Annotated in this window: 18 protein-coding genes; 6 read left to right on the top strand and 12 right to left on the bottom strand. The window is 36.4% G+C overall.

All coding sequences use genetic code 11. The features are described from left to right. Positions 1-11 precede the first annotated feature (11 nt). Positions 12-1,250 (bottom strand): site-specific integrase, encoded by a 1,239-nt coding sequence (locus AACM45_RS08410; protein WP_339142006.1) that lies wholly within the window; start codon positions 1,248-1,250, stop codon positions 12-14. A 416-nt stretch (positions 1,251-1,666) separates the two neighbouring features. On the opposite strand from AACM45_RS08410, the gene AACM45_RS08405 reads away from it, so the two are divergent. From AACM45_RS08405 to AACM45_RS08395, 3 genes are all read left to right on the top strand, one after another. Beyond that, entirely contained in the window at positions 1,667-2,923 is a 1,257-nt protein-coding gene (locus AACM45_RS08405) for a site-specific integrase (RefSeq protein ID WP_339142005.1), read from the top strand. A gap of 354 nt (positions 2,924-3,277) precedes the next feature. Then, entirely contained in the window at positions 3,278-3,871 is a 594-nt protein-coding gene (locus tag AACM45_RS08400) for a BfmA/BtgA family mobilization protein (protein ID WP_339142004.1), read from the top strand. A 444-nt stretch (positions 3,872-4,315) separates the two neighbouring features. Then, entirely contained in the window at positions 4,316-5,143 is an 828-nt protein-coding gene (locus AACM45_RS08395) for a DUF4238 domain-containing protein (protein WP_339142003.1), read from the top strand. Positions 5,144-5,147: 4 nt separating this feature from the next. On the opposite strand, the gene AACM45_RS08390 is transcribed toward AACM45_RS08395, so the two are convergent. From AACM45_RS08390 to AACM45_RS08340, 11 genes are all read right to left on the bottom strand, one after another. After that, entirely contained in the window at positions 5,148-6,239 is a 1,092-nt protein-coding gene (locus tag AACM45_RS08390; protein WP_339142002.1) for a Fic family protein, read from the bottom strand. 68 nt (positions 6,240-6,307) lie between these two features. Next, positions 6,308-7,417 (bottom strand): hypothetical protein, encoded by a 1,110-nt coding sequence (locus tag AACM45_RS08385; RefSeq protein ID WP_339142001.1) that lies wholly within the window; start codon positions 7,415-7,417, stop codon positions 6,308-6,310. Continuing rightward, on the bottom strand, positions 7,407-8,378 hold the full coding sequence (locus AACM45_RS08380) for a DUF4407 domain-containing protein (protein WP_339142000.1): 972 nt from the start codon (positions 8,376-8,378) through the stop codon (positions 7,407-7,409). The genes AACM45_RS08385 and AACM45_RS08380 overlap by 11 nt, the downstream gene beginning before the upstream one ends. Continuing rightward, positions 8,375-9,583, bottom strand: a complete 1,209-nt coding sequence (locus AACM45_RS08375; RefSeq protein ID WP_339141999.1) for a DUF4407 domain-containing protein — start codon at positions 9,581-9,583, stop codon at positions 8,375-8,377. Before AACM45_RS08375 ends, AACM45_RS08380 begins: the two co-directional genes overlap by 4 nt. Continuing rightward, entirely contained in the window at positions 9,564-10,205 is a 642-nt protein-coding gene (locus AACM45_RS08370; RefSeq protein ID WP_339141998.1) for a hypothetical protein, read from the bottom strand. The genes AACM45_RS08375 and AACM45_RS08370 overlap by 20 nt, the downstream gene beginning before the upstream one ends. Beyond that, positions 10,195-10,521: a membrane protein insertion efficiency factor YidD gene (yidD, locus tag AACM45_RS08365; RefSeq protein WP_339141997.1), complete on the bottom strand. Its 327-nt coding sequence runs from the start codon at positions 10,519-10,521 to the stop codon at positions 10,195-10,197. Before yidD ends, AACM45_RS08370 begins: the two co-directional genes overlap by 11 nt. A 274-nt stretch (positions 10,522-10,795) precedes the next feature. Next, positions 10,796-11,002 (bottom strand): hypothetical protein, encoded by a 207-nt coding sequence (locus AACM45_RS08360; protein WP_339141995.1) that lies wholly within the window; start codon positions 11,000-11,002, stop codon positions 10,796-10,798. Positions 11,003-11,021: 19 nt separating this feature from the next. After that, positions 11,022-11,291, bottom strand: coding sequence for a hypothetical protein (locus tag AACM45_RS08355; protein ID WP_339141993.1), 270 nt, complete (start codon positions 11,289-11,291; stop codon positions 11,022-11,024). 209 nt (positions 11,292-11,500) lie between these two features. Continuing rightward, a complete protein-coding gene (locus AACM45_RS08350) occupies positions 11,501-12,169 on the bottom strand; it encodes a DNA-binding response regulator (RefSeq protein WP_339141992.1) in 669 nt (222 codons plus the stop codon). 10 nt (positions 12,170-12,179) lie between these two features. Continuing rightward, positions 12,180-14,009, bottom strand: coding sequence for an ATP-binding protein (locus AACM45_RS08345; RefSeq protein ID WP_339141991.1), 1,830 nt, complete (start codon positions 14,007-14,009; stop codon positions 12,180-12,182). Between the two features lie 44 nt (positions 14,010-14,053). Next, on the bottom strand, positions 14,054-14,206 hold the full coding sequence (locus AACM45_RS08340) for a hypothetical protein (RefSeq protein WP_339141989.1): 153 nt from the start codon (positions 14,204-14,206) through the stop codon (positions 14,054-14,056). Positions 14,207-14,554: 348 nt separating this feature from the next. Here AACM45_RS08340 and AACM45_RS08335 point away from each other — a divergent pair, with 348 nt between their 5' ends. From AACM45_RS08335 to AACM45_RS08325, 3 genes are all read left to right on the top strand, one after another. Beyond that, complete coding sequence (locus tag AACM45_RS08335) at positions 14,555-15,298, top strand: hypothetical protein (protein ID WP_339141988.1); 744 nt, start codon at positions 14,555-14,557, stop codon at positions 15,296-15,298. 600 nt (positions 15,299-15,898) lie between these two features. Then, positions 15,899-17,164, top strand: coding sequence for a DUF6161 domain-containing protein (locus tag AACM45_RS08330; protein ID WP_339141985.1), 1,266 nt, complete (start codon positions 15,899-15,901; stop codon positions 17,162-17,164). A gap of 783 nt (positions 17,165-17,947) precedes the next feature. Then, positions 17,948-19,363, top strand: coding sequence for a hypothetical protein (locus AACM45_RS08325; protein ID WP_339141984.1), 1,416 nt, complete (start codon positions 17,948-17,950; stop codon positions 19,361-19,363). Positions 19,364-19,777 lie beyond the last annotated feature (414 nt).

Raw genomic sequence — 19,777 nt, 5'->3', positions numbered from 1 at the left:
TGAAGGAGTATCTAAATACTATTCCAAGTGCTATCCATTTCCTGTTTTTTTAAATCCTCAGCGATTTTTACATACCGCCTAAAGGAAGCTTCTTTTTTGTGACCCGTAATATTTCTCACAACCATTTCTTTCATACCCAATACCAAGCTATTAGTGACGAACGTTTTTCTTGCTGTATGACTTGTTATAAACTTCCATTTGGGTTCTGTAAGATCAATTCTTTTCTGACCAACCCAACGAGATATTGAAGTGGGAGTTGTGATTTTTGCAAATCGGCAACACTCCTTTATATACTTGTTAAACTTGACATCAGATATAATTGGAAGTGGTTCATGTATTGTGTCTTCATATCTGGCTAGTATCTCCTTTGCAAAATTATTCAAAGGGATTTTATGTGATATAGTTTTGGTCTTTTTAATATTAAGGACTAAATAATCATCTAGAATATTGGATGATCTCAGTTGACTTAAATCGGAATATCTCAATCCTGTAAAACAACCGAAACAATAAACGTCTCTGACCTGCTTTAATCTATCATTGTGAAAATCATGTTTGTAAAGTGCCATCAATTCATCCATAGTGAGATAAATTACTTCTATTTCTTCTTCGGAAGCCTTGAATTTTCGGTATTCTACATTTTCATGATAACCTCTTTCAAATGACCAATTCATAAAGGTTTTTAAAATTGAAATCAACTTGGCAAAATAGTTGTTCAATGTGTTCTTTTCTTCAAAACAATAATCCCTGAACCGTTCAAAGAACTGAATATTAATAGTTTCAAAAGTTAAAGGAAAATTGGTGTTTTCTGAGAACTCCTTATAAAAATTCAGTACTGATTGATACTTCTTAAGAGTGCTAGTCGCCTTAACATTTTTACCCTTTTCTATAAATTCATCGAACGATGGAAAAAAATCATTTGTCAATTTGATTGGCTCCAAACCTTTGCTCATCTTTTCGACAATGAAATCTTTAGTAGGATTAATATTGTTTAAGAGAATATATCTAAAAAGAGTTTTAGCCCTATTTTCCGATTCATCTATGATTTTATTGTATTCAAGATGATAATTGTAGGCTTCATTTTTTCTTGGCGTTTTAATACGTTGATTGCTATCATCCCAATGTGGTTTAATACAATCTATACCCTTGATTACTTTAAAATATTTAAACCCATTAGCAGAAATAAGCATCCGAATTGGTACTAGACCTGATTTCTTGATTTTGTCCTGTCTTAAGTGAAATGAAACTTGCATTATACTTTATTTAGGTAAAATTTGATAAAATAGGGCAACTAATAGGGCTACATATTTTTATTTAAATTGACAAAAATAGAGTTTAGATACCCTTGTAAACCCCAATATAGGCAATATATACCCAAGAAACTACGTTTTAACGAGTTTTAAAATTGAAGTAGTCCCGTCCAGACCGCTGGAATTCGTTGAAGAATTCGCAATAAGCCTGTAAATCAAGTATTTACAGGCTTTTTAATTTTATTTAATGCCAAAAAATACCATATAAAACCATAAAAAAGGTGACTCTCACGGTGCCTCTAGACACCCCTTTAAAAGAGTCACCGCCATCGCTGTAATTGACTGTTAAAGAAATCTTTACGAAGAAATTTTAACATTTGGTTTTACTACCTTCTGGTGACTATTTAAAAGTGTCACCAATGTATGGAGCAATAAATATCCTTTTTTACCCTAAAAAAAGAGAGTCCGATTCGGATGGAAAAGTAATGGTTTATGCCAGAATTACGGTCAATGGCAAGCGGGCCGAGTTTAGTTTAAGGCGCACTGTTGATGAACAACGATGGGATGCAAGAGCAGGAAGATTAAGAGGTACTGGTCTTGAAGTGTCCAAGTTCAATCGATTCTTAGATACCGTCAAAAACCGTTGTTTTGAAATCCATGATACCCTTTTAAGGGAACATCAAGATGTTTCCGCTACCATCATCAAGAACATCTATCTGGGAAAGGAAGGCAAGGAATGGATGGTGTTGGAAATCTTCCAAAATCACAATGATGAAATGGAAAGCCTTTTGGGGAAAGGTTTTACCAAAGGTACTTTACAACGTTATAAAGCAGCCTATGGACACCTATCCGCCTATATCCAACACAACTATCAAAGAAATGACATTCCGGTGCGCAGGATTGACCATAAGTTCATCACGGGCTTGGAATACTTTTTAAAGTCAAAACGAAGCTGCGAACACAATACGGCTATCAAGTACATCGTCAATTTCAAAAAGATTATACGGATTGCCTTGGCCAATGAATGGATCACCAAAGACCCCTTCTTTCATTGGAAGGCTTCATGGAAATCAAAAGAGAAACAATACCTCACTCAAGCTGAATTGGACACGCTATGTGAGAAAAGGTCTTTTTTGCCACGTCTTGATTTGGTACGCGATATTTTTGTGTTCTGCTGCTATACAGGTTTGGCCTATGCCGATGTAAAACAGTTGGGAGAAGAAGACATTATTATTGGGGTCGATGGTTACCGATGGATTAAGATGGCACGAAAGAAAACCAAGGCCATTAGCAGCATCCCTTTGCTCCCTCCAGCCGAGGCCATTATTGCAAAATATAGCGAACATCCGTATGTATTGGATGGCAAGGGTATCCTACCCGTATTAACCAATCAAAAATCGAATGCCTATCTAAAAGAGATTGCTGATGTTTGCGGTATCAATAAGAACCTGACCACCCATTTGGCACGACATACTTTTGCCACAACGGTCACTTTGTCCAAAGGGGTTTCCATTTCCACCGTAAGTAAAATGTTGGGCCATCGTTCCTTAAAAACTACCCAGATTTATGCCAAGGTATTGGACAGTAAAATTGCGGAAGAAATGGCCGTATTGAAAGCACAACTGGAAGAACAGGAAGCCCAGAAACGAAAGGAAGAGATTCCTAACCAAGATTGATTTAACTTATATTTCTAAGGACGCAAATTGCGACCTTAAAGCTTTTCTTCCCAAAGATTCCTTCCATTACCATATCCTCAAAAAGTAATGATAGGACTTCTTAAAATCCGAAAAACCACTGTCAAAAATAGCAGAGGCCATTACTTTAAAAGTAATGGTATTCCGAAGTCCCCACTCGTGGGGAAGAGGAATAGCAAGAGGGTAGCGTGCCAAGGCAGCGCTACGATAATACATTTTCCTTTGGAAGCCCCATAAATAAAGGGATGATAAAGAAATTGAAAAATAAAAATATCAGTAAAGTTTGGCGCAAACTTGCTTCAAACCCCCATAAACAGGGAAAAAATTTGACGTAAAATGATTGTAAAAGGAAAATATAAATACAGTTACAGTACGATTAACTTAAAAAGCCACGTAGCAAAACGATTTCGGCATTTCTCAAAAAAAATTGCTCCTTCACATTCCGAAACGCTCCAGAAGATTATGGATTTTTTTGAATGGCATGGATTGACGTCTTTCGACGAATTCGCTCAAAATCTTTTAGAGGAAATTCTAAACAACAGGGAACGAACAGAGAAATCCATCAAGCGTACCGAAGCGGCTATTGCGATTATACGTGATATCGAAATTACCCAGACCAGACCCAACAATGCCATGCTCCTTTCCCTTTTTGGTGAGAGCATAAGGCAAGAGAAACCTATTAGAAGGGAAAAGAAGCTTATCAATAAAGACCCAAAAAAGAATAAGGAAATAGAAATCACAGTCCCCAAAATTCGTTATGAACGTTTGACTGACAAATTGAACCGCACCGTTCGGGATTTCCAACATGTCTTGGACAGTGCAAAAGTGGTTAAGAAAGGTTTTGGGAAAGCTTTTCTGAAATTGGAAATCACCGAAAACGAACTAAAAAAATATAAGCAGAAGCTAAGGAATACCACTGGTGGGGAATGACCAAGGTTCGGGACTTTTATTCAAGCCAAATAGTGTGCCCTATCCGATTTTTACTTCACGCTTATCTGTCGGAACACTACAAAAATCGAACAGGATCCATGCACAAAGTTTTGGGGTAAGTATTTGGGACTTGCAGCGCAAAACCTTGTTTCGCTCGCCTTAATTTCATTGACACTACAATTTGTGGTAAAGAAACCTTTCCATTAAAACTCTAATTATCTAAACAATTAAAAGAAACTATGAATGGGACATTTTGATTGAAGAAAAACTGTTGCTTGCAAACCAACCTGTAAAACGGGCATATTACAGGACCTATTCCTTAGGTTGATCAAACTGTTTATTTATTTTTATTGTACATCTAGTGCGTAGATGTTTAATAATCAAATACTCTTGTTGTGTTTCATTTTTAAATACATAACCACTTTAAATAATAAGCTGACTTTATTGAAAAAGCAACAACATTATGTTTGGAAGAATTATTTGAAACCCTGGTCAATTCAAGGTAAAATTTGTTGTTTAAGAGAAGGAAAGACATTTGGGAGCTCTCTTAAAAATATAGGACAACAACGATACTTTTATAAAGCCGAAAAGTTGACAGATAATGAACAAGATTTTTTAAAAGGATTTATTGAATATTCATCAGGAGAAAATAAAGCAAGTCTCTACAGATTACTCAAACTTTACAACAACTTCTCAAATGGAAATGAATACGCGGTCAATTGTGGAATAGAAGATATACATTCAATAATTGAAAGCCGTTCAATCGAACTTTTGAATAATCTTTACAAGGATGATTTTAGTTTTTTTCAAGACCCGAAACTAAGAAACACTTTTAGTTTTTTCGTTAGCGCCCAATACACGCGAACAAATAGGATGCGCGAAAATATATCAAGAGAAAGATTTCAAACACCTAATCTCAACAATGAAAGGTTAGCAAGGGTTTTTCATCTATTTTTCATTGATATCACAAGTAACTGGATCTATAATCGAACCAAAATACAATTAATAATTAATGACACTTCAAAAGATTTAATTACTGGCGACCAACCAGTAATCAATATCAAAAACAATCCAAGAAGTTTAAACGAACCAGAGGGTTTTGATTTATTCTATCCAATTTCTCCTAAAAAAGCAATTCTACTAAGCGAAGAAGCAGAAGGTATAAAGTATATAAAAAAAGATGATGTTGAACAATTCAATAATCTAATATTCGAACATTCAGAGGAACAAGTTTATTCTAAAAAAATGTCCGATTTAAAATCGTTTAAATAAAAATTTAAACATTGATTTCATATCGCGTACTTCGCCCACCACCGATAGGTTTGAAAATTCCTTTTGCCACCAAATCTTGCAAATCCCTTGTGGCCGTTGCTTTTGATGTTTTCGCAAGCGAAACATATTTTCGGGCATTCATGCCCCCCTCAAAACTTTGGTGCCCTTCATCCAACATTCTACGAACTACTTTTTGCTGACGCTCATTCAGTTCATCTTTATGCTGGTCAAAAAACTTTGTCTTTTTTAGGGTAAATTCGATTTCTTGTTCGGCATCGATTTGGGCATCCAAAACAGTTTTGACAAAGTAATTTATCCAATTCGTGATTTCGTTGGAACGCTGTGCCTTTTGCAAGGCATCGTAATAAGCCTTTTTGTTTCCCTCAATGGATTTAGATAAACTGAACAGAACGGGACGACCGATACTTTGCGAAAGTGCTTTCTCTGCGACGGCTCGCCCAACTCTACCATTACCATCTTCAAAGGGATGTATGGTTTCAAAATAGAGATGTGCAACGGAAGCTCTAACAATAGGTTTTTTGATTTTGCTTTGTGAAGTATTAAACCATTGGATAAAACCATCCATTTCAATAGGAACTTCTTTTGATGGAGGAGCTTCAAAATGGACGACCTCCCTTCCCATGCCACCAGAAACTATTTGCATGGGTTCTTGATGGGTGCGCCATTGGCCTACCTGAATTTGGGTATTACCTTTCATTAGCATGGTGTGCCATTCGAATAGCATTTGGCTAGTCAAGGGTTTTAAAAAGTCATTGCGTACCGCCAACATCAATTCAGCCACTCCTTCCGCTCTTTTGTCTTTCGTCAAGGGTAATTCTGGATTTAGTCCTAAGTTTCTTCGAATGGAGGACATGACATCATTTCGGCTCAAATACTCTCCTTCAATTTCGGAAGTCTTTATGGCCTCGGAAACCATAAGATTTATAATGGCCTCTGTTTGCTCCAATTCAGAAAGTCCTTGTAATACCCCGCTGATACGTCCTGTTCGTTCTGCAAACTCGAAGAGCATATCTTCAATATCATTAGTTTGATATTGAAAATTTGGCCAGTCTTTTTGTTGCCAATTGTAGCGCATGAGCTGATTGGAATTCTTATTCAGCTCAAAAATAATAAATATATGAGTTGATTATAGATTTATTTGGCTCAATCTTCCCAACCGCAAAGAGTTCTTCCCATATATCTTGCTTTGTCTACCGATACGCTTGAAATGGATGCCTTGCAGTTTGAAAGACCTCTACAATAGGGTGATAAATGATAGCGCTTTGAATATTTACCATTACAGATATATACAGATTGTAATTTTAAGACAGGTTTTGGCGTTGCTGGAACAGGATTGGTTTTGTTAACCCTTGGTTTCTCCTTTGCATTTTTTTCATCAGGTGAAACAGTTGTTTTTCGAGGATAAGAGATTGGGGGCGATGGACTTGATTCAATTTTATTTAAACTCCTATTTCTATTCGAATCGGAACAATCATTAATGATTGTAAAAAAAACAACCAAAAAAAATACCGCCAAAGCAATGTATGCCAACCAAGAAAATATTTTAGAAAGCATGCTTGAATTACTGATTAGATATAAAAGACCAATAACTAACAGGAAAAACAAACCGGGAAGTCCAAAGGAAAGTAAAATAGCAAGAGCAATAAGGATTCCTAATACAGTGAAACAACCAGAGTTGGAATCATAAGAGTCTCTGTAGTTCGGTCTTGGATAGAAAGTCCTTTTACGGGGCAAAGGCTCGGTAATAGCCAAAGGTTCGTGGCAAATACATTTTTCAATTGGTTTCTCACAACTATCACAAGTTTCAATTTCAATTTCCTCTACCTCTGTTTTGTGATCTAAAAGATAGCCGTTGACCTTGCAAAAAAGAGTGCCAAAGGTTTGATTCCCTTCCTTGACCACATCCTTAATCTTTACATCTTCTAATTTTGGAGCTTTAATGCTTAATTTATAACCATCAAAACTGGATAAACCCTTGTTGGGAAAGCATGCAACATCCTCAAAGCTTTCTTGTTCAATTTGTATATCCGATTGGATGCCATTATATATTGACTCATTGATTATGTCCGAATCTTCTATTTCATTTTTTACGTTGAAAATCTTCCCTTCGTATATTGATATATCATAGACTTTGGAAATGGAAATTGGGTTTTGTCCTCTGCTTAAGCTTCCGAAGTATTTGCCTATAAAATCTCCTAGGATATAGGTTTTTCTGGGAACCTTTTTCTCAACTTTTATAGTCTTAAAGCCCATGGATTTGGTTTAAGAAATCACCCTCTTTGCCCAACTCTATTGTATAGAGCTTTCTCTGTGTATTAAAAGGAGCATCCTTGTAATTTTCTTCCCATACAATTTGAGATTCACTGAAGTTTCCAAGGAAATTGGGATATAATAATTTGAACTTACCATATTCTTCTAGGACTATTTGTCTTTGTAGAGTTATTCTATCCTCGGCATATTTACTTCTTGGTGAAATGGAAAACTTCAAGAACAGAGGTAATAGAAAAATCACCAAAAAACCTAAGGTGAAAATCCATACCCAAGGATTTTCTGTATTGAAGACCAAAAGTCCTATAAAAAACAAATTGGAAGGACTAAAAAGGTCATGAGTCTCAGATAGTGTTCTCTCTTTTTCATTCAACAACATTTGTTTTTTTTCATTTAGAAAGTCGAATTTTTCATTTCCCATTGAAATTCGTCCTGTATTGGTCTGCTGACTTAATTGAGCTAATTCTTTTTCGACGCTGGCTATCTCGACGTCAAAGTACCTATTGGATTTTTCACTGCTATTTTCAATCTTTTCAGCTATTACTTTTGAAAGTTCCATTGACAGTGACCTTTTAAAGATGAGGGCTTCGAGTGGCTTGATTAATGTGATGCCTACCAAAACCATAAAGACAATCCTGATGAACAATGACATTACATATCCAGTATTGTACTTTAGTTTATTGGGAGAAAGTGTAGATAGGTTTAGTTTATAAATATTGAAAATGATAATGGCCCATATTAAAGCCAAAGGCCATGAAATGGTTGGAATTTTAAAAATTCCGTTGAAAACGTATCTATAGGACAGAATGCCTAAAAAGAACAAAACAAAAAACAAAAAACCACTGATCGCAAAAATCATTTGGGTTTTCTTTCCACAATGGCTAAGTATCTGTTCATCTTCCCCAACTATTTTCCACAAAAAACGATACGTGTTGTTCAGTCTCATTGTGATTCTGAGATAAAAGCATCAACATTTTCATCAATACTCATTTTCTTTCGTTGCTTCCACTTTTCGATGATATAATCGCTCAGTTCAGATTGAGCAGCCATTAAGGCCATTTTTTCATCAATTTTACGTTTCACTTGATGGTTAATTACCAAATTTCTTTCCTGGCCCTTTTTATCTTTATAATACTCGTATTTAATCTGGATTCCTTCCTCCGCTCGTAAGAGTTCCTTAACGTTGTCCCTCATAAAATCATAGGGGCTTTTAATGAGCATCATTTTGAAAAAAATTGGGGTCAACTCAATAACGACAAAAAGCAATGTGATGAAAAATGTTATCCAAAATCCAGCAATTTCATGTGCTAGTTTTATTCGCTCCAATAAACCATCCAAGCCACTAGCTACTTCTTGGTTTTTGGCAAGTTCCGCATCAAGTTCTTTGGTTAGTTTTAATTTTTCAGATGTAAGTCTGTCCATTTCAGCTTTATTGTCCTTATCGAAAGTTTTTAGTTTTTCACCTAATGAACTCATAAGTTCCTTTAGAGCTGCTGCTTTTGGACCAGGCCTTACTATTCGAACTTCTTCTGTATATTGACTCTCCACTTCAGTCAATCTCTCCAGCAATTTATTTCTTTCCTCTTCTATTTTATCTATCTCAGCCTCAATGACATTAAACCTGGTTTCATAATTGGCCTTTGTGGCAATTTCATATTGCTTTCGTTTTTCCAATTGTTCTTGATGAAGTTCTGCATCAATCTCAGATTTGAACATTCGAATTTCCATGGGCTTAGAAATGGTAATGGCAATTACTAGTCCCATAATAATTCGAGGAAGAGAGTTTGTAAACTCTTGCCAAGTAATGGCTTCAGTTCCATCTCCCTTTCCGGTAGCAGCAACAATGAACCGGTCAATATTAAAAATGATAAGACCCCATATCACTCCAAAAGCACAAGACATGATTGCGGTTGGAATGTGGGCACCTCCATCCAGTGCGGAACCTTTGGGTTCGAAAATGGTATATATGGCATATCCCCCGGCCAAAGCTGCCATAAACCCAGTCGCCACTACAATTCCACCTAAACACGCATATTTGACTTGATCGGAATAGGTGCTCTTTTTCAGTATATAGCCGTCAGAACCTGCGGCTTTCCAAAGCCATTGCATGATTTTTCCAGGTTTGGGACTTTCATAATAGTCTCTTGTCATAAGTATTGGTTTTGTTGGTTTTCTTTTCTAGGTCTTTTAATTCTTGTAGTGTCTGCACTTTTTGAAGCCTCGAAAGCTGATTTAAAATATGTACATCAGTGATTGTCCTTATTTTTTGTGGAACTTTGAGCTGTAAACGAACTGGATTTGACTTCAATAAAGTCTTCGCAGGGTCTAAATTTTCCTCAGCTATTCGAAAGGAATTGTTTTTAAGCTTTAATGGAGGGTTTTTTAGTGAAGTTTCACCAAAATTCTTGACTCCCAATTGTATTACTTTGATTGAAGTAGTGGTCTTAATTTTATTACCCACTCCATAACAGGTAAGGCTGAATTGTTTTTTCCTATGGTCTACCTTAAATACTTGTTCATTAGGGCCGAAGTATGGTTTTGAAGAATTTTCGGGAATTATAATAATTGCATTTTCCACGTTCCATGATAGCTGATTCAATGTGCCATCTACACAATAGATGGAATCAGGTTTAAAGAAATGTAGTTCTAGGCGTTTTCCTTTTGTGAGAAGTATTATTGCTCGAAAAAGGATTTTAGGCAAAAAAATTAGGACTCTTAGAAAGAGTAAAATCTTAGTTTGTAATGTGCCAAAAGAACCCACATCAGTCTTCATAATGATTTACAGTTGCCAATAGTTCCTTTTTGTATTGATTTAATAAGCTTATTGCAATTTCATTTTCATCAATAACCCCTTTATTGGGAAGAATCAGTTGGATTTTATTCGTAATAGGATTCTCAAAAATTTCATATCCATATCTACAATTCTGATATCGGAAAATAAGAGCCTTAAACCCTTGACCAAAGCCCCTAGCAGAAGTGATTTTATAAACGTGTTGAGAGCAAGGCTCGCGAAAAATACAGCAACGGCGTTTAGATTCTGGAATTAAGAACCAGTATACCTTAATAATTATTAGAAGAATCTGACGCATTTCAATTTTTACTAAACACCACCATCTGTCTAGTTGTTGTATATCCAGGTGTAGCACCAAGTCCGAAGCATCCGCTACTGGGCAGAACGAAAGTGGAAACACTTTCTAAACGAACATAATTCCAGCCTAGATTGGAGTGATGTTTTATAATACCCTCAAGCTGTTCCGCAACATGCGTGGAATTACCTTTCTTTGAATCTATTGATGCAACAAATGGGACTACCTTGTATTCCATGAAATCAATTGGTTAAAACTTGAATAGTGTTAGTAAAGTTTATGATGTATGACAATCGCGGGAGCAGTAATAACATCCATTAACTTGGGTATAATATTTTTTGGCTTCCCTAACCGCACTTTTGCAATTGGTGAAACTTCCTAAATAAATTCTGTTACCTACTAAAGGTAACCAAACACATCCCTCTTTATGGACTTCATGGTCTCCATTTGCTTGTGCATTTTTGTTTACATAGTATTTCGCCATGATTTAATATTTTGATTCTTTAGATTGCTTTAAATTCACTCGCTAAAACTGCTATAGCTTTTTCCAATGTTACTCCCAACCCTCTACAGGTGTTTTTTAAATCGATAATTGCTTGATTTGAAGTTTTCTGTGGATGCCATAGAGTAGTATTAGGCAAGTAATAGGTTTTTGTTTCCCCTTTATATTGGAAATTATCACTGTAATCAAGTTTTTCCATAGCGGACTTAACACTTGTATGAAGCTTGTTCACGTCATAAGAAATCAAGATATATCCGACAGTATTTCCCATTGGTTCAGTTTTTTAAATTTATGGATATCCAAACCTAACCCCTTCGAAAGACAAACCCTTGCGTTTTCCCGCAAAGTCCTAGACTAATAAACCCTTCAATTGAGCTATGCCAAAACTCCTCCAAGTCAGGACACTACTTTATGAAGGGCAATGGGGCGAACATCGCCTTATCCTAAAAAATTATTGGCAGATTTATACGGAAGATGATATTAAATAAACCCTCGCTCTATGGCTTGTGCGACAAGATGCACTGGGGTTTTTGCTCCAAAAATTGTTTTAAGCTTACCAAGACGATCTTGAATGCTGCGGAGACTACTTGCCGGGTAGTTCCTTTCTTGGAATTTTTGAGCTATTTGTTCTTGCTTGTAGCCTTTGGACAGCAACTGCAGTACTTCTATGTCATAAGCATCAAGTTCCAGTTGGTTTTCTACGCTTCGCAATGATTGTTGAAGTGATGGCGAAATATATTGTCTTCCTTCAAACGTCTCTTGTATGGCTTTGTTAATCTCGTTTAAATCTTCACGATCTTTCCCTACAAAACCATTTATGGCATAGGAATCAAAAAGACTTTTGATTTTGCCCACTCGATGTTCTACCGAATATACGATGATTTTAATACTCGGTTGTATTTCCCTAAGAGCAGCAATCAACGCTTCACCGGTGGTGATTCTACGATTTTTATAACTGTTTTTAAATGAAAGGTCGGTAATCACCAGATCAAAAGGTTGATTTTGCTGTACCGCACCTTTACTCTTTAAAAGAGCATCATCACAATAGTGTACCACTGTTACTTCGGGTATTTGTAACAATGAGAGCCTTTCTTTTAAACCTGTTCCAGTAAGGCCGTGGTCTTCTGCAACAAGAACTTTTTTGAACATGCTTAGGTGATTAAATAACTAGATGGGCTCTAAAACCTTTGCCCTTACTTGATTCAAAACTAAAACTACCATCGCTTTCTTTCATGCGTGTTTCCACATTGTTCAAACCATTTAACTTCTTCTCGGTGACCATAAACCCAACGCCATTGTCCGTATAAATGGTTATTATCTTTTTGCCTTCATTTTTAAAAACAATGCTTATATCAGTAGCTTTGGAATGCTTTTTAGTGTTGACCAACAACTCTTGTAACCCTTTATAAAGCGCTATTTTCTTCGCTTCGGATTTACTATTCCAATTGATTTGGTTCACTGGGCTGGTTATCACCTGCATATCTTTAGGATGATGTTGGGCAATTAAATTCCTTAAAGCCTTATCATAATCTCTAACATCAATATGGGCATGGGTAATCGAAATGTCTCTCGCCTTTTTGTACAAAGAACTTAAATGCGTAAGCACTTTTTCTTTTGATTCCTCTTTTTCACCATACCATAAATCAACATAGTTCAGCACCCCCGAAATATCATTGGCCAGTTCATCATGGACTTTCTTTGAAATCTTGGCCTCAGTTTTAATAGAAGCCTCTAAAAGTTCTCTTCTACGGGTGGCATTTTTATAAATCATGAAAATACTACTAACGAGAACAACGATGATAAGTGCTACTAAAATCAGTACCTTTTGCTTATCCTTTTTGGCAGTTTCAGCTTGTAGAATCAGGTTTTCACGCTCCAGTTGGTCACTATTGAATTTGGTCAACGCATAAATATCCCTGATTTTGTTTTGAATCAGTTTTAGGTGTTTATTTTTGGCACTATAGAGATTTACTTCTTGGGTCACAGAGGCTCCAATTTTAGATTTTATGGATAGCAGCAAGTCCAATGCCTCTAACTGAGCAACCGGGTTGTTCAGTGCTTCGGAATATTTTAAGGCAGCTTCCGCAAATTGCAGTGCTTTAGCTGGAGAATTTTCTTGGTGGTACTTGGCAAGATTGATATTGCTAGAAATAAGTCCGGAAACATCGCTTATCGCTTCTCTGATTTTCAACCCTTTCATAAACATCGACTCACTTTCATTGTTAAAACTATCTTTTAGCCATAATACACGAGCCAGATTGGTTAAAACCATTGCATACACCTTCTTGTTTTCAACAATACTTTCATCATCAAGCAATTTTTGAAAATGTGTAACCGCTTCATCATATTGATTTAAATCAATCAAGATATTGGCGCGGGTATTCTCAAAATTTATGATTTGGCTCTTGATATTGACAGCATCATTTTGTTCCAAAAGTTTTTTAATCCTATCACTCCATTCCAAACTTTGTTGTGTTTTTCCCTCTTCTTTTAAAGAAACTGTGATAATATGGTACGCAGGAAACTTTTCTTTTACACTTGCGTTTTCGAGAAGGGAAAGAGCATCAGTAGCAGAGATATAAGCTCCGTTGAAATCACCTATCGCCTTTTGAATATTTGCCATTGACATGAGCATGGCCGCAGCAAGTGCTTGATCTTTTAAACCTGTATAAAGTACAAGTGCCTTATCATAATTTTTAAAAGCTTCTAAATGGTTGAACAGTTTTTTATTGTAGTATCCCAATCTAAAATGCGACTTGGCCAAAGCGATGGAATCTCCCAAATCTTTTGCTTTTATAGCCATCTCTTTTGACAACATGATTGCACTATCCAATTGTTGTGTTTTGGCCAATCTTTTTATGCGTTGGTCCAATTGACCTAAAAAAGAGGTTTCTGGGGCTGATTCTTGCGATAAATCATGAGCAGGTTTTTTCTGACAGGATAATAACATCAGAAAGCAAAAAAAGAAGGGAAAAACGAATAGTTTCACCCTTCTAATTTAAACAAAAGAAGATTAGTTAAACGGTCAATTCATTACTTGTCGGGGTCTTTGTCCTCATCACCATCATCGCCTTCAGTACTTTGCGTTTCATACAAAGATTTATCTTCTGTCAAAGATTCGGTAGTACATGAGAATAATGTTATGCTGCCCATTAGCGCAAATAAAAATAAAAGCTTCTTGCTCATCGTTTTCTATTTTAAAATTTCACAAAGTGGGCCCCTGTCCAGATGCTTATCTAGATTCACCACGGGGTTCAGCGACCCGTTAAAAATTTGCGTACGCTATGGTTTGGGAAGTGGAAGGGAATCCAGTAACTTTAAGCTACTCCCCCGGCTTTTAACCCTGAATTGCGTCTTCCTGCAAGAACCATCACTTGCATTTTGCTATGTTAGCTATACACAGCATGAACTGTTCGATGCAAATGAAAAGTAGTTTCTGAAGTTTTGATTAGACATTGGTTCGACATCTTTTCCCCATTTGTTCGACACCAATTTGACATGCATATAGGAAGCTAAATATCAACCAACTAAAAGATGATTTTGGAAGAAGGAAAGAGTTTTGAAAAAGAGGAACTGGTCCAAGAATTAATGGAGCTAGTATTTGAAAAAGCGGAGAAGGAATCAAAGAAGAAACCAATACATGGACTTGCCAAGTACCTATCTATTAAGTTGATGGAAAATTTTCAATTCAGTATTGACATCAATACGTTCACTAGATACTACAAGGGGTATATCCTTAATGAAGGAGGAAAGCAATCTCCAACCGATGATATTCTAAATACTCTTTGTAAATATTTAGGTCATAAAGACTTCAAAGATTTTGAGACCAAAATTGAGTGCGAAATAGTAAAAAAAAGTTTGCGAAAGGAGATAAGTGATCAAGAAGAAAAATACAGGAAAATGGTCTCCATATGTTTAGTGGTTGGAGTCTTGTTATTGGGTACACTATCATTCTTTATCTCTAAGTATTATAAAAAGAATTGCATGATTTGGGTAGATGATCATTATGAAAAAATAAGATGCTCTGGATTGGAAAATGAACGAAAATTGGATGAAATGGTTTTACTCAAAATGAAGGAAATAAAAAGGCCATTGCAATGTGAACGTGAAATGTGGTATGACAAGACCGACAACGAAGTTACTTTTTTTACCTATCGTGGAGAACATCCGGTTAACGGCAAAGAGTTAAAGCCTGTTACAGAGCATATTTGCGAGAAATACATTCTAGAACCTAGAGATTCAATTTTGTCCAATACAAATCTAGATACAATACGGTAATTACGATATGGGGATTAAAGATTTACGGGCTCTCGGTAATAAAAAAGCACTTTATAAAACTCAATATACCTTTTGAGCCAATGTGTTTTTACGCAAGGTTCCTTTGAAAAGTAATTTCAACTTGATAAGCCTTTAGAGGTAAGATGTTTACTTCGGATTTGAAATAGTGAGAACAAAAGCTAATTAATTATGGAGACAGTTTTGAAAACTAAGGCCATTAAACCCGGCCCAAAAAGGAAAGCAAAATCAACAGGGAAACCAGATAGGCGTCAACGAGATAACAAAAAAACTCCTGGAAATACACCATCGTTAAAGCCGCATAAACATAAACGCGGAGACTAAACTGCCCATATGGATAAAATTGAGAAGGTGTGAAATTAATAGAGCTTCGCAAATTTTTGGTAAGAAAAATCCACAAAAAGCTCTACTTTGTAAAGAGTATTTAAAGAGGGTATACCAACTGTTTCTGAAATCTCTTACCAATGGGACATTTCTATTGTTACTTATTATAAGTATTAAGACAAAGGGGTCAGGTCAATTGAGCCCTACAGTATCAAATAGGATAGAAGAAAATAAAAAAGGAAGTATTGGCTGTCAAAAATGAAAGTAAGTGAACTTAGAAAATTAATCCGGGACTCTGAACAAAAAGAAAAAGCAGATTCTTTAGTGGTAAATATCAATTACTCTAGTGCAAATTTTGAAATAGAGCTTAAAGGATTGGATATCATTTATCAATTTTTTTATAAGGAAAACTCTTTTTTCTCCAAATTAGAATCGCTTCCTGAAAAGTTGAAAAATTCAAAGACCCATTTTGAATTATGTGCTAGCCAAATTCGAAGTTTTGTAGAAGAATTGGCAAGAACTAAACACTTCGATCAATACAAGTGGAATAATATTCAATCGCAATGTGGTCAAGGGGTTTACAATCGTCTAGCAATTTTCAATAAAGACTCTGAAGTCACATCTTTCTTAATTGATTTGGATTCTCAATTCAAAGGAGCAGTCGATGGGGCCTATGATTTTCTTACTAATCAACAATTTAAATACAACATCAATGATCGAAATTATTTCACAGGATGGCAAAGGGCTTGCGAATTTTACACACAAGATCTTGAAGCCGTTAAACGTAGAACTAATGAAAGAAAGACCTTAGGGAGAATCCGTTCAGAATATTTAAAAAATCTTGAACAAAATGACAAAAACGTAGATGATCATATTTCCGAAAAAAAAGTTTTATACAAACAAAAAGAGAATGCGTTTTCAAGACTCTTAAGGTTAAGAAAATTTCAATATGACAGTTGGAAGCAGCAAAATCAAGATAAGTTCAACGTTTTTTTAGATGATTCAGAAACAGCGTTTAAAGAATTAGAAAAGCTTTATACAGAAAAACTAAAATTAGAAGCTCCGGCTACATATTGGAATCAAAGAGCTGAAAAACTGAGACGGCAAGGGAATACCTGGCTGGGATGGTTAATTGGTTTTACAGTTATTGCCATCTTATCATTAGGGGTAGTATTGTACTTCATTTCGGACGGCACCTTAAAAGAGCTCTTTGAAAGTACTGGAAGTGCAATTAGGTGGTCCATTGTATTCATAACCTTTGTTTCGTTCTTGGCATATGGGGTAAGAACTTTTGCAAAGCTGATGTTTAGTGCTTATCACTTGACACGAGATGCAGAAGAAAGAGAACAACTGGCCTACGTATACTTAGCTTTGAAAAAAGAGAAGAATATAGATGAAACCGAAAGACATTTAATTATGCAATCATTGTTTAGTAGAGCAGATTCAGGTTTGTTAAAAGATGATTCTACCCCATCAATGCCCGGAGGAAGCGCATTAGAAAAGTTTATGGGAGGTTCAAAATAAGAATAGTTTTAACCTCAATTTGAATTAAACTCAACACATAAATTGTTAAACTTTGTTAAAAGGTGAGCCGCGCGGTGAGTCCAAAAAACGACCCTTTGGTAGGCCTTATATACCGGGCATTTCAATGAAAAGTTCGAGTCCCGTCCAAACCGATTAGTAAATAAAGGGCTTCGATTTCTCGAAGCCTTTTTTTGTTTTCAAAATTGCAGACTTTCTCATTTAGGGAGTTATCTAACACACTTTAACACAAATAAGGTGGTTTTTTATTGCTCAGTAGAAATTTAAAGGGATAGAAATAATTCTAACAAATTGAATTAAAAAAATTCCTATACACTCATAGCCATCTTCCCGTTGGCATCAACATATCTAAACCAATAGTCCCAGCCCGGCAAAGGATTACCTAAAAAAGGTTTTCAAGAAAAGTTCCCTCGAAGCTTCGGGGCCGTCCAGACCGCAAGCAATAAAACCCTTCACGAAAGTGAAGGGTTTTTTAGTTTCAGGAGGTCACAAGCTTGCTTTTTTGGAAAGAAATTAAAAAATAGCTTGCCAATAAGGTTAGCGGCAGGGTTTGTCTTCTTGCAGGGACACCCTTTGTGGCAACTTTCGAGGGAAACAAGGAAGCAATCGTTTAGTCCTAATTTTTTTTGAAATAATACATTGTGATATTTTAATTGCATAGGAAAGTTATTACATTGAGGTGTATTACGATAGCATCCATTGAGAAGGTAAAGAGTCATCACCATTAGAACTGGTTATAAGGAAAATCATATCAATTGCAACTCCATGAAAAAGTATAACGTTACAGTATTTTCCGTTTTATCAATAGGACTTTTGTTCTTTTTTGTGAATCCCTTGCATTCCCAAAAACTAAAAACCGATGTGGTTTATGGAGGAAGGGGCTTTACTTGGGGATTACAAATGTCCAGTTACGATCTAGTGGTGCTGTTCCGGAGTGATGGTACTTTTTGCGACCGTTTGGAAGATGCTGATTGGCAAGCCAAGATTGACGGCCGTTATAAGAGAACCAATGATAAGATTGTCATGGAGTATTCGGATGGTGCAGAAGAAAACGATACCATTTTCTTTAAACGGAGTAAAAAAGGGAATAGGTTGATTTTCTATAAAGGGGCCCAGATGGTGAAAATGAAGATCGCCAATACAATACCTGAAGGATTTTATGAATTCAGTAAAGCTTCCAGTTCCGGTGGTATGGGAACGGGTTCGGTCTATGTGGGTACACAAAAGAACAAGGGCTATAACTTTTATAAGAACGGTACTTTTGACCGGAGTACTTCCAGTGGGGTTTTCTTAAGTGGTAAAAATGTTGGGGGCGGAAGCGGGAGCGAAAGCTCGGGAAAAGGCAAGTATACCATGGAACAGGGTTTGCTTACACTAAAATATGATGATGGTACCATAACGAAAAGCAGTTTTTTCTATAGCCGCCCAGATGATGGCGATGAAGGGGTTTTTATGACGGCCATCAACGGTTCGATTTTTTTCTCTGGTATGGAAGAGGAAGAAAGCACAACTCAAAATAGTACCGTCAAGACCTCCAAGGAAGTGACGAATCGAGATGTCAAATCCGTGGAACAGAAAGGAATGCAAATCTTAAGGGATGCAAAACTTGTACATGGTGGCCAGGCCCTTGACCGACTAAAAACAATGGAGGCGGATATCGTATTTTCAGGACTCTCTTTTAAGGTCTCGATGGATTTTGAAAGATCGTATTTACGATTGGAATCCACATCGCCAGGTTTCAACTATGTGGAACAACTTGAAGGTAATGAAGGATGGGTGCATCAAAACAATGTGACCACATCACTTTCCAAAGATCGTAAAGAGGAATTACGCATGACGTTTTATACCGGACTTTTTGGCTTAAGAGATCTGATTTTGAACGAACTAAAAATTAGGGATGTTGTTGAAACCAAAGATGACCTTCTTCTGGTATTGGCACAAATGGGAACACATAAAATGGGATATGTAGTGGACAAAAAAGATAAGGTGCTGGTAGCCGCTATGGTGCCCAAAAATGGCAAAAGTGAAATCACCTATTATTCCAACTTAAAAAAGGATGCTGACCTTTTGTTGCCCTTTACGGAAACTACCGAAGGTAAGGATGGAAACACCGTGGTGAGGTATACCCAATACCGTATCAATCCGAACTTCACGGATAACGACTGGCAAATGAAAAAATAGGCTATCACAGGTCAATAACCAATGGCAATTGACCACCACGCCGGTACTGGTCACAACAAGTGGTATACTAGACTTATGCTTTTGCTTCGGGCGGTCAAGGGTGCTTGCCCAACGTGACACTGAAATGGAAAGGAACCTACGCACCAACACTAATCCGATAGGGCATTTTGGTGTGGAACTTTTGGGCGTGACGAAAGTTTTAGGATACGGATTTAGTACTTGCAGCGTGAGACCTCATTTCAATCGATTATGGGCTTTTTGAGCAAAATGCTTTCCCAATATGTAGTGTTTCCTTTCAACCAAGGGAGGGTAAAACAAGCTGTCGTTGTGATTACAAAAATATCTTCACTAAGAATCCGATTTTATGTTTTTTGTAGCTGCGGGAAATTAATGGGTATAATCCATCCTAGAAAT

This window comes from Croceitalea sp. MTPC5, from assembly GCF_036985505.1.
GTDB lineage: Bacteria > Bacteroidota > Bacteroidia > Flavobacteriales > Flavobacteriaceae > Croceitalea.
Note: the sequence above shows the minus strand (reverse complement) of the source record. Positions and strands in the feature narration are given on the sequence as shown.

Bases quoted from the DNA above. Each gene is read 5' to 3' on its own strand.
- AACM45_RS08410 (WP_339142006.1), bottom strand. From the start codon at position 1,250: ATGCAAGTTTCATTTCACTTAAGACAGGACAAAATCAAGAAATCAGGT.
- AACM45_RS08405 (WP_339142005.1), top strand. From the start codon at position 1,667: ATGTATGGAGCAATAAATATCCTTTTTTACCCTAAAAAAAGAGAGTCC.
- AACM45_RS08400 (WP_339142004.1), top strand. From the start codon at position 3,278: ATGATTGTAAAAGGAAAATATAAATACAGTTACAGTACGATTAACTTA.
- AACM45_RS08390 (WP_339142002.1), bottom strand. From the start codon at position 6,239: ATGCGCTACAATTGGCAACAAAAAGACTGGCCAAATTTTCAATATCAA.
- AACM45_RS08385 (WP_339142001.1), bottom strand. From the start codon at position 7,417: ATGGGCTTTAAGACTATAAAAGTTGAGAAAAAGGTTCCCAGAAAAACC.
- AACM45_RS08380 (WP_339142000.1), bottom strand. From the start codon at position 8,378: ATGAGACTGAACAACACGTATCGTTTTTTGTGGAAAATAGTTGGGGAA.
- AACM45_RS08375 (WP_339141999.1), bottom strand. From the start codon at position 9,583: ATGACAAGAGACTATTATGAAAGTCCCAAACCTGGAAAAATCATGCAA.
- AACM45_RS08370 (WP_339141998.1), bottom strand. From the start codon at position 10,205: ATGAAGACTGATGTGGGTTCTTTTGGCACATTACAAACTAAGATTTTA.
- yidD (WP_339141997.1), bottom strand. From the start codon at position 10,521: ATGCGTCAGATTCTTCTAATAATTATTAAGGTATACTGGTTCTTAATT.
- AACM45_RS08360 (WP_339141995.1), bottom strand. From the start codon at position 11,002: ATGGCGAAATACTATGTAAACAAAAATGCACAAGCAAATGGAGACCAT.
- AACM45_RS08355 (WP_339141993.1), bottom strand. From the start codon at position 11,291: ATGGGAAATACTGTCGGATATATCTTGATTTCTTATGACGTGAACAAG.
- AACM45_RS08350 (WP_339141992.1), bottom strand. From the start codon at position 12,169: ATGTTCAAAAAAGTTCTTGTTGCAGAAGACCACGGCCTTACTGGAACA.
- AACM45_RS08340 (WP_339141989.1), bottom strand. From the start codon at position 14,206: ATGAGCAAGAAGCTTTTATTTTTATTTGCGCTAATGGGCAGCATAACA.
- AACM45_RS08335 (WP_339141988.1), top strand. From the start codon at position 14,555: ATGATTTTGGAAGAAGGAAAGAGTTTTGAAAAAGAGGAACTGGTCCAA.
- AACM45_RS08330 (WP_339141985.1), top strand. From the start codon at position 15,899: ATGAAAGTAAGTGAACTTAGAAAATTAATCCGGGACTCTGAACAAAAA.
- AACM45_RS08325 (WP_339141984.1), top strand. From the start codon at position 17,948: ATGAAAAAGTATAACGTTACAGTATTTTCCGTTTTATCAATAGGACTT.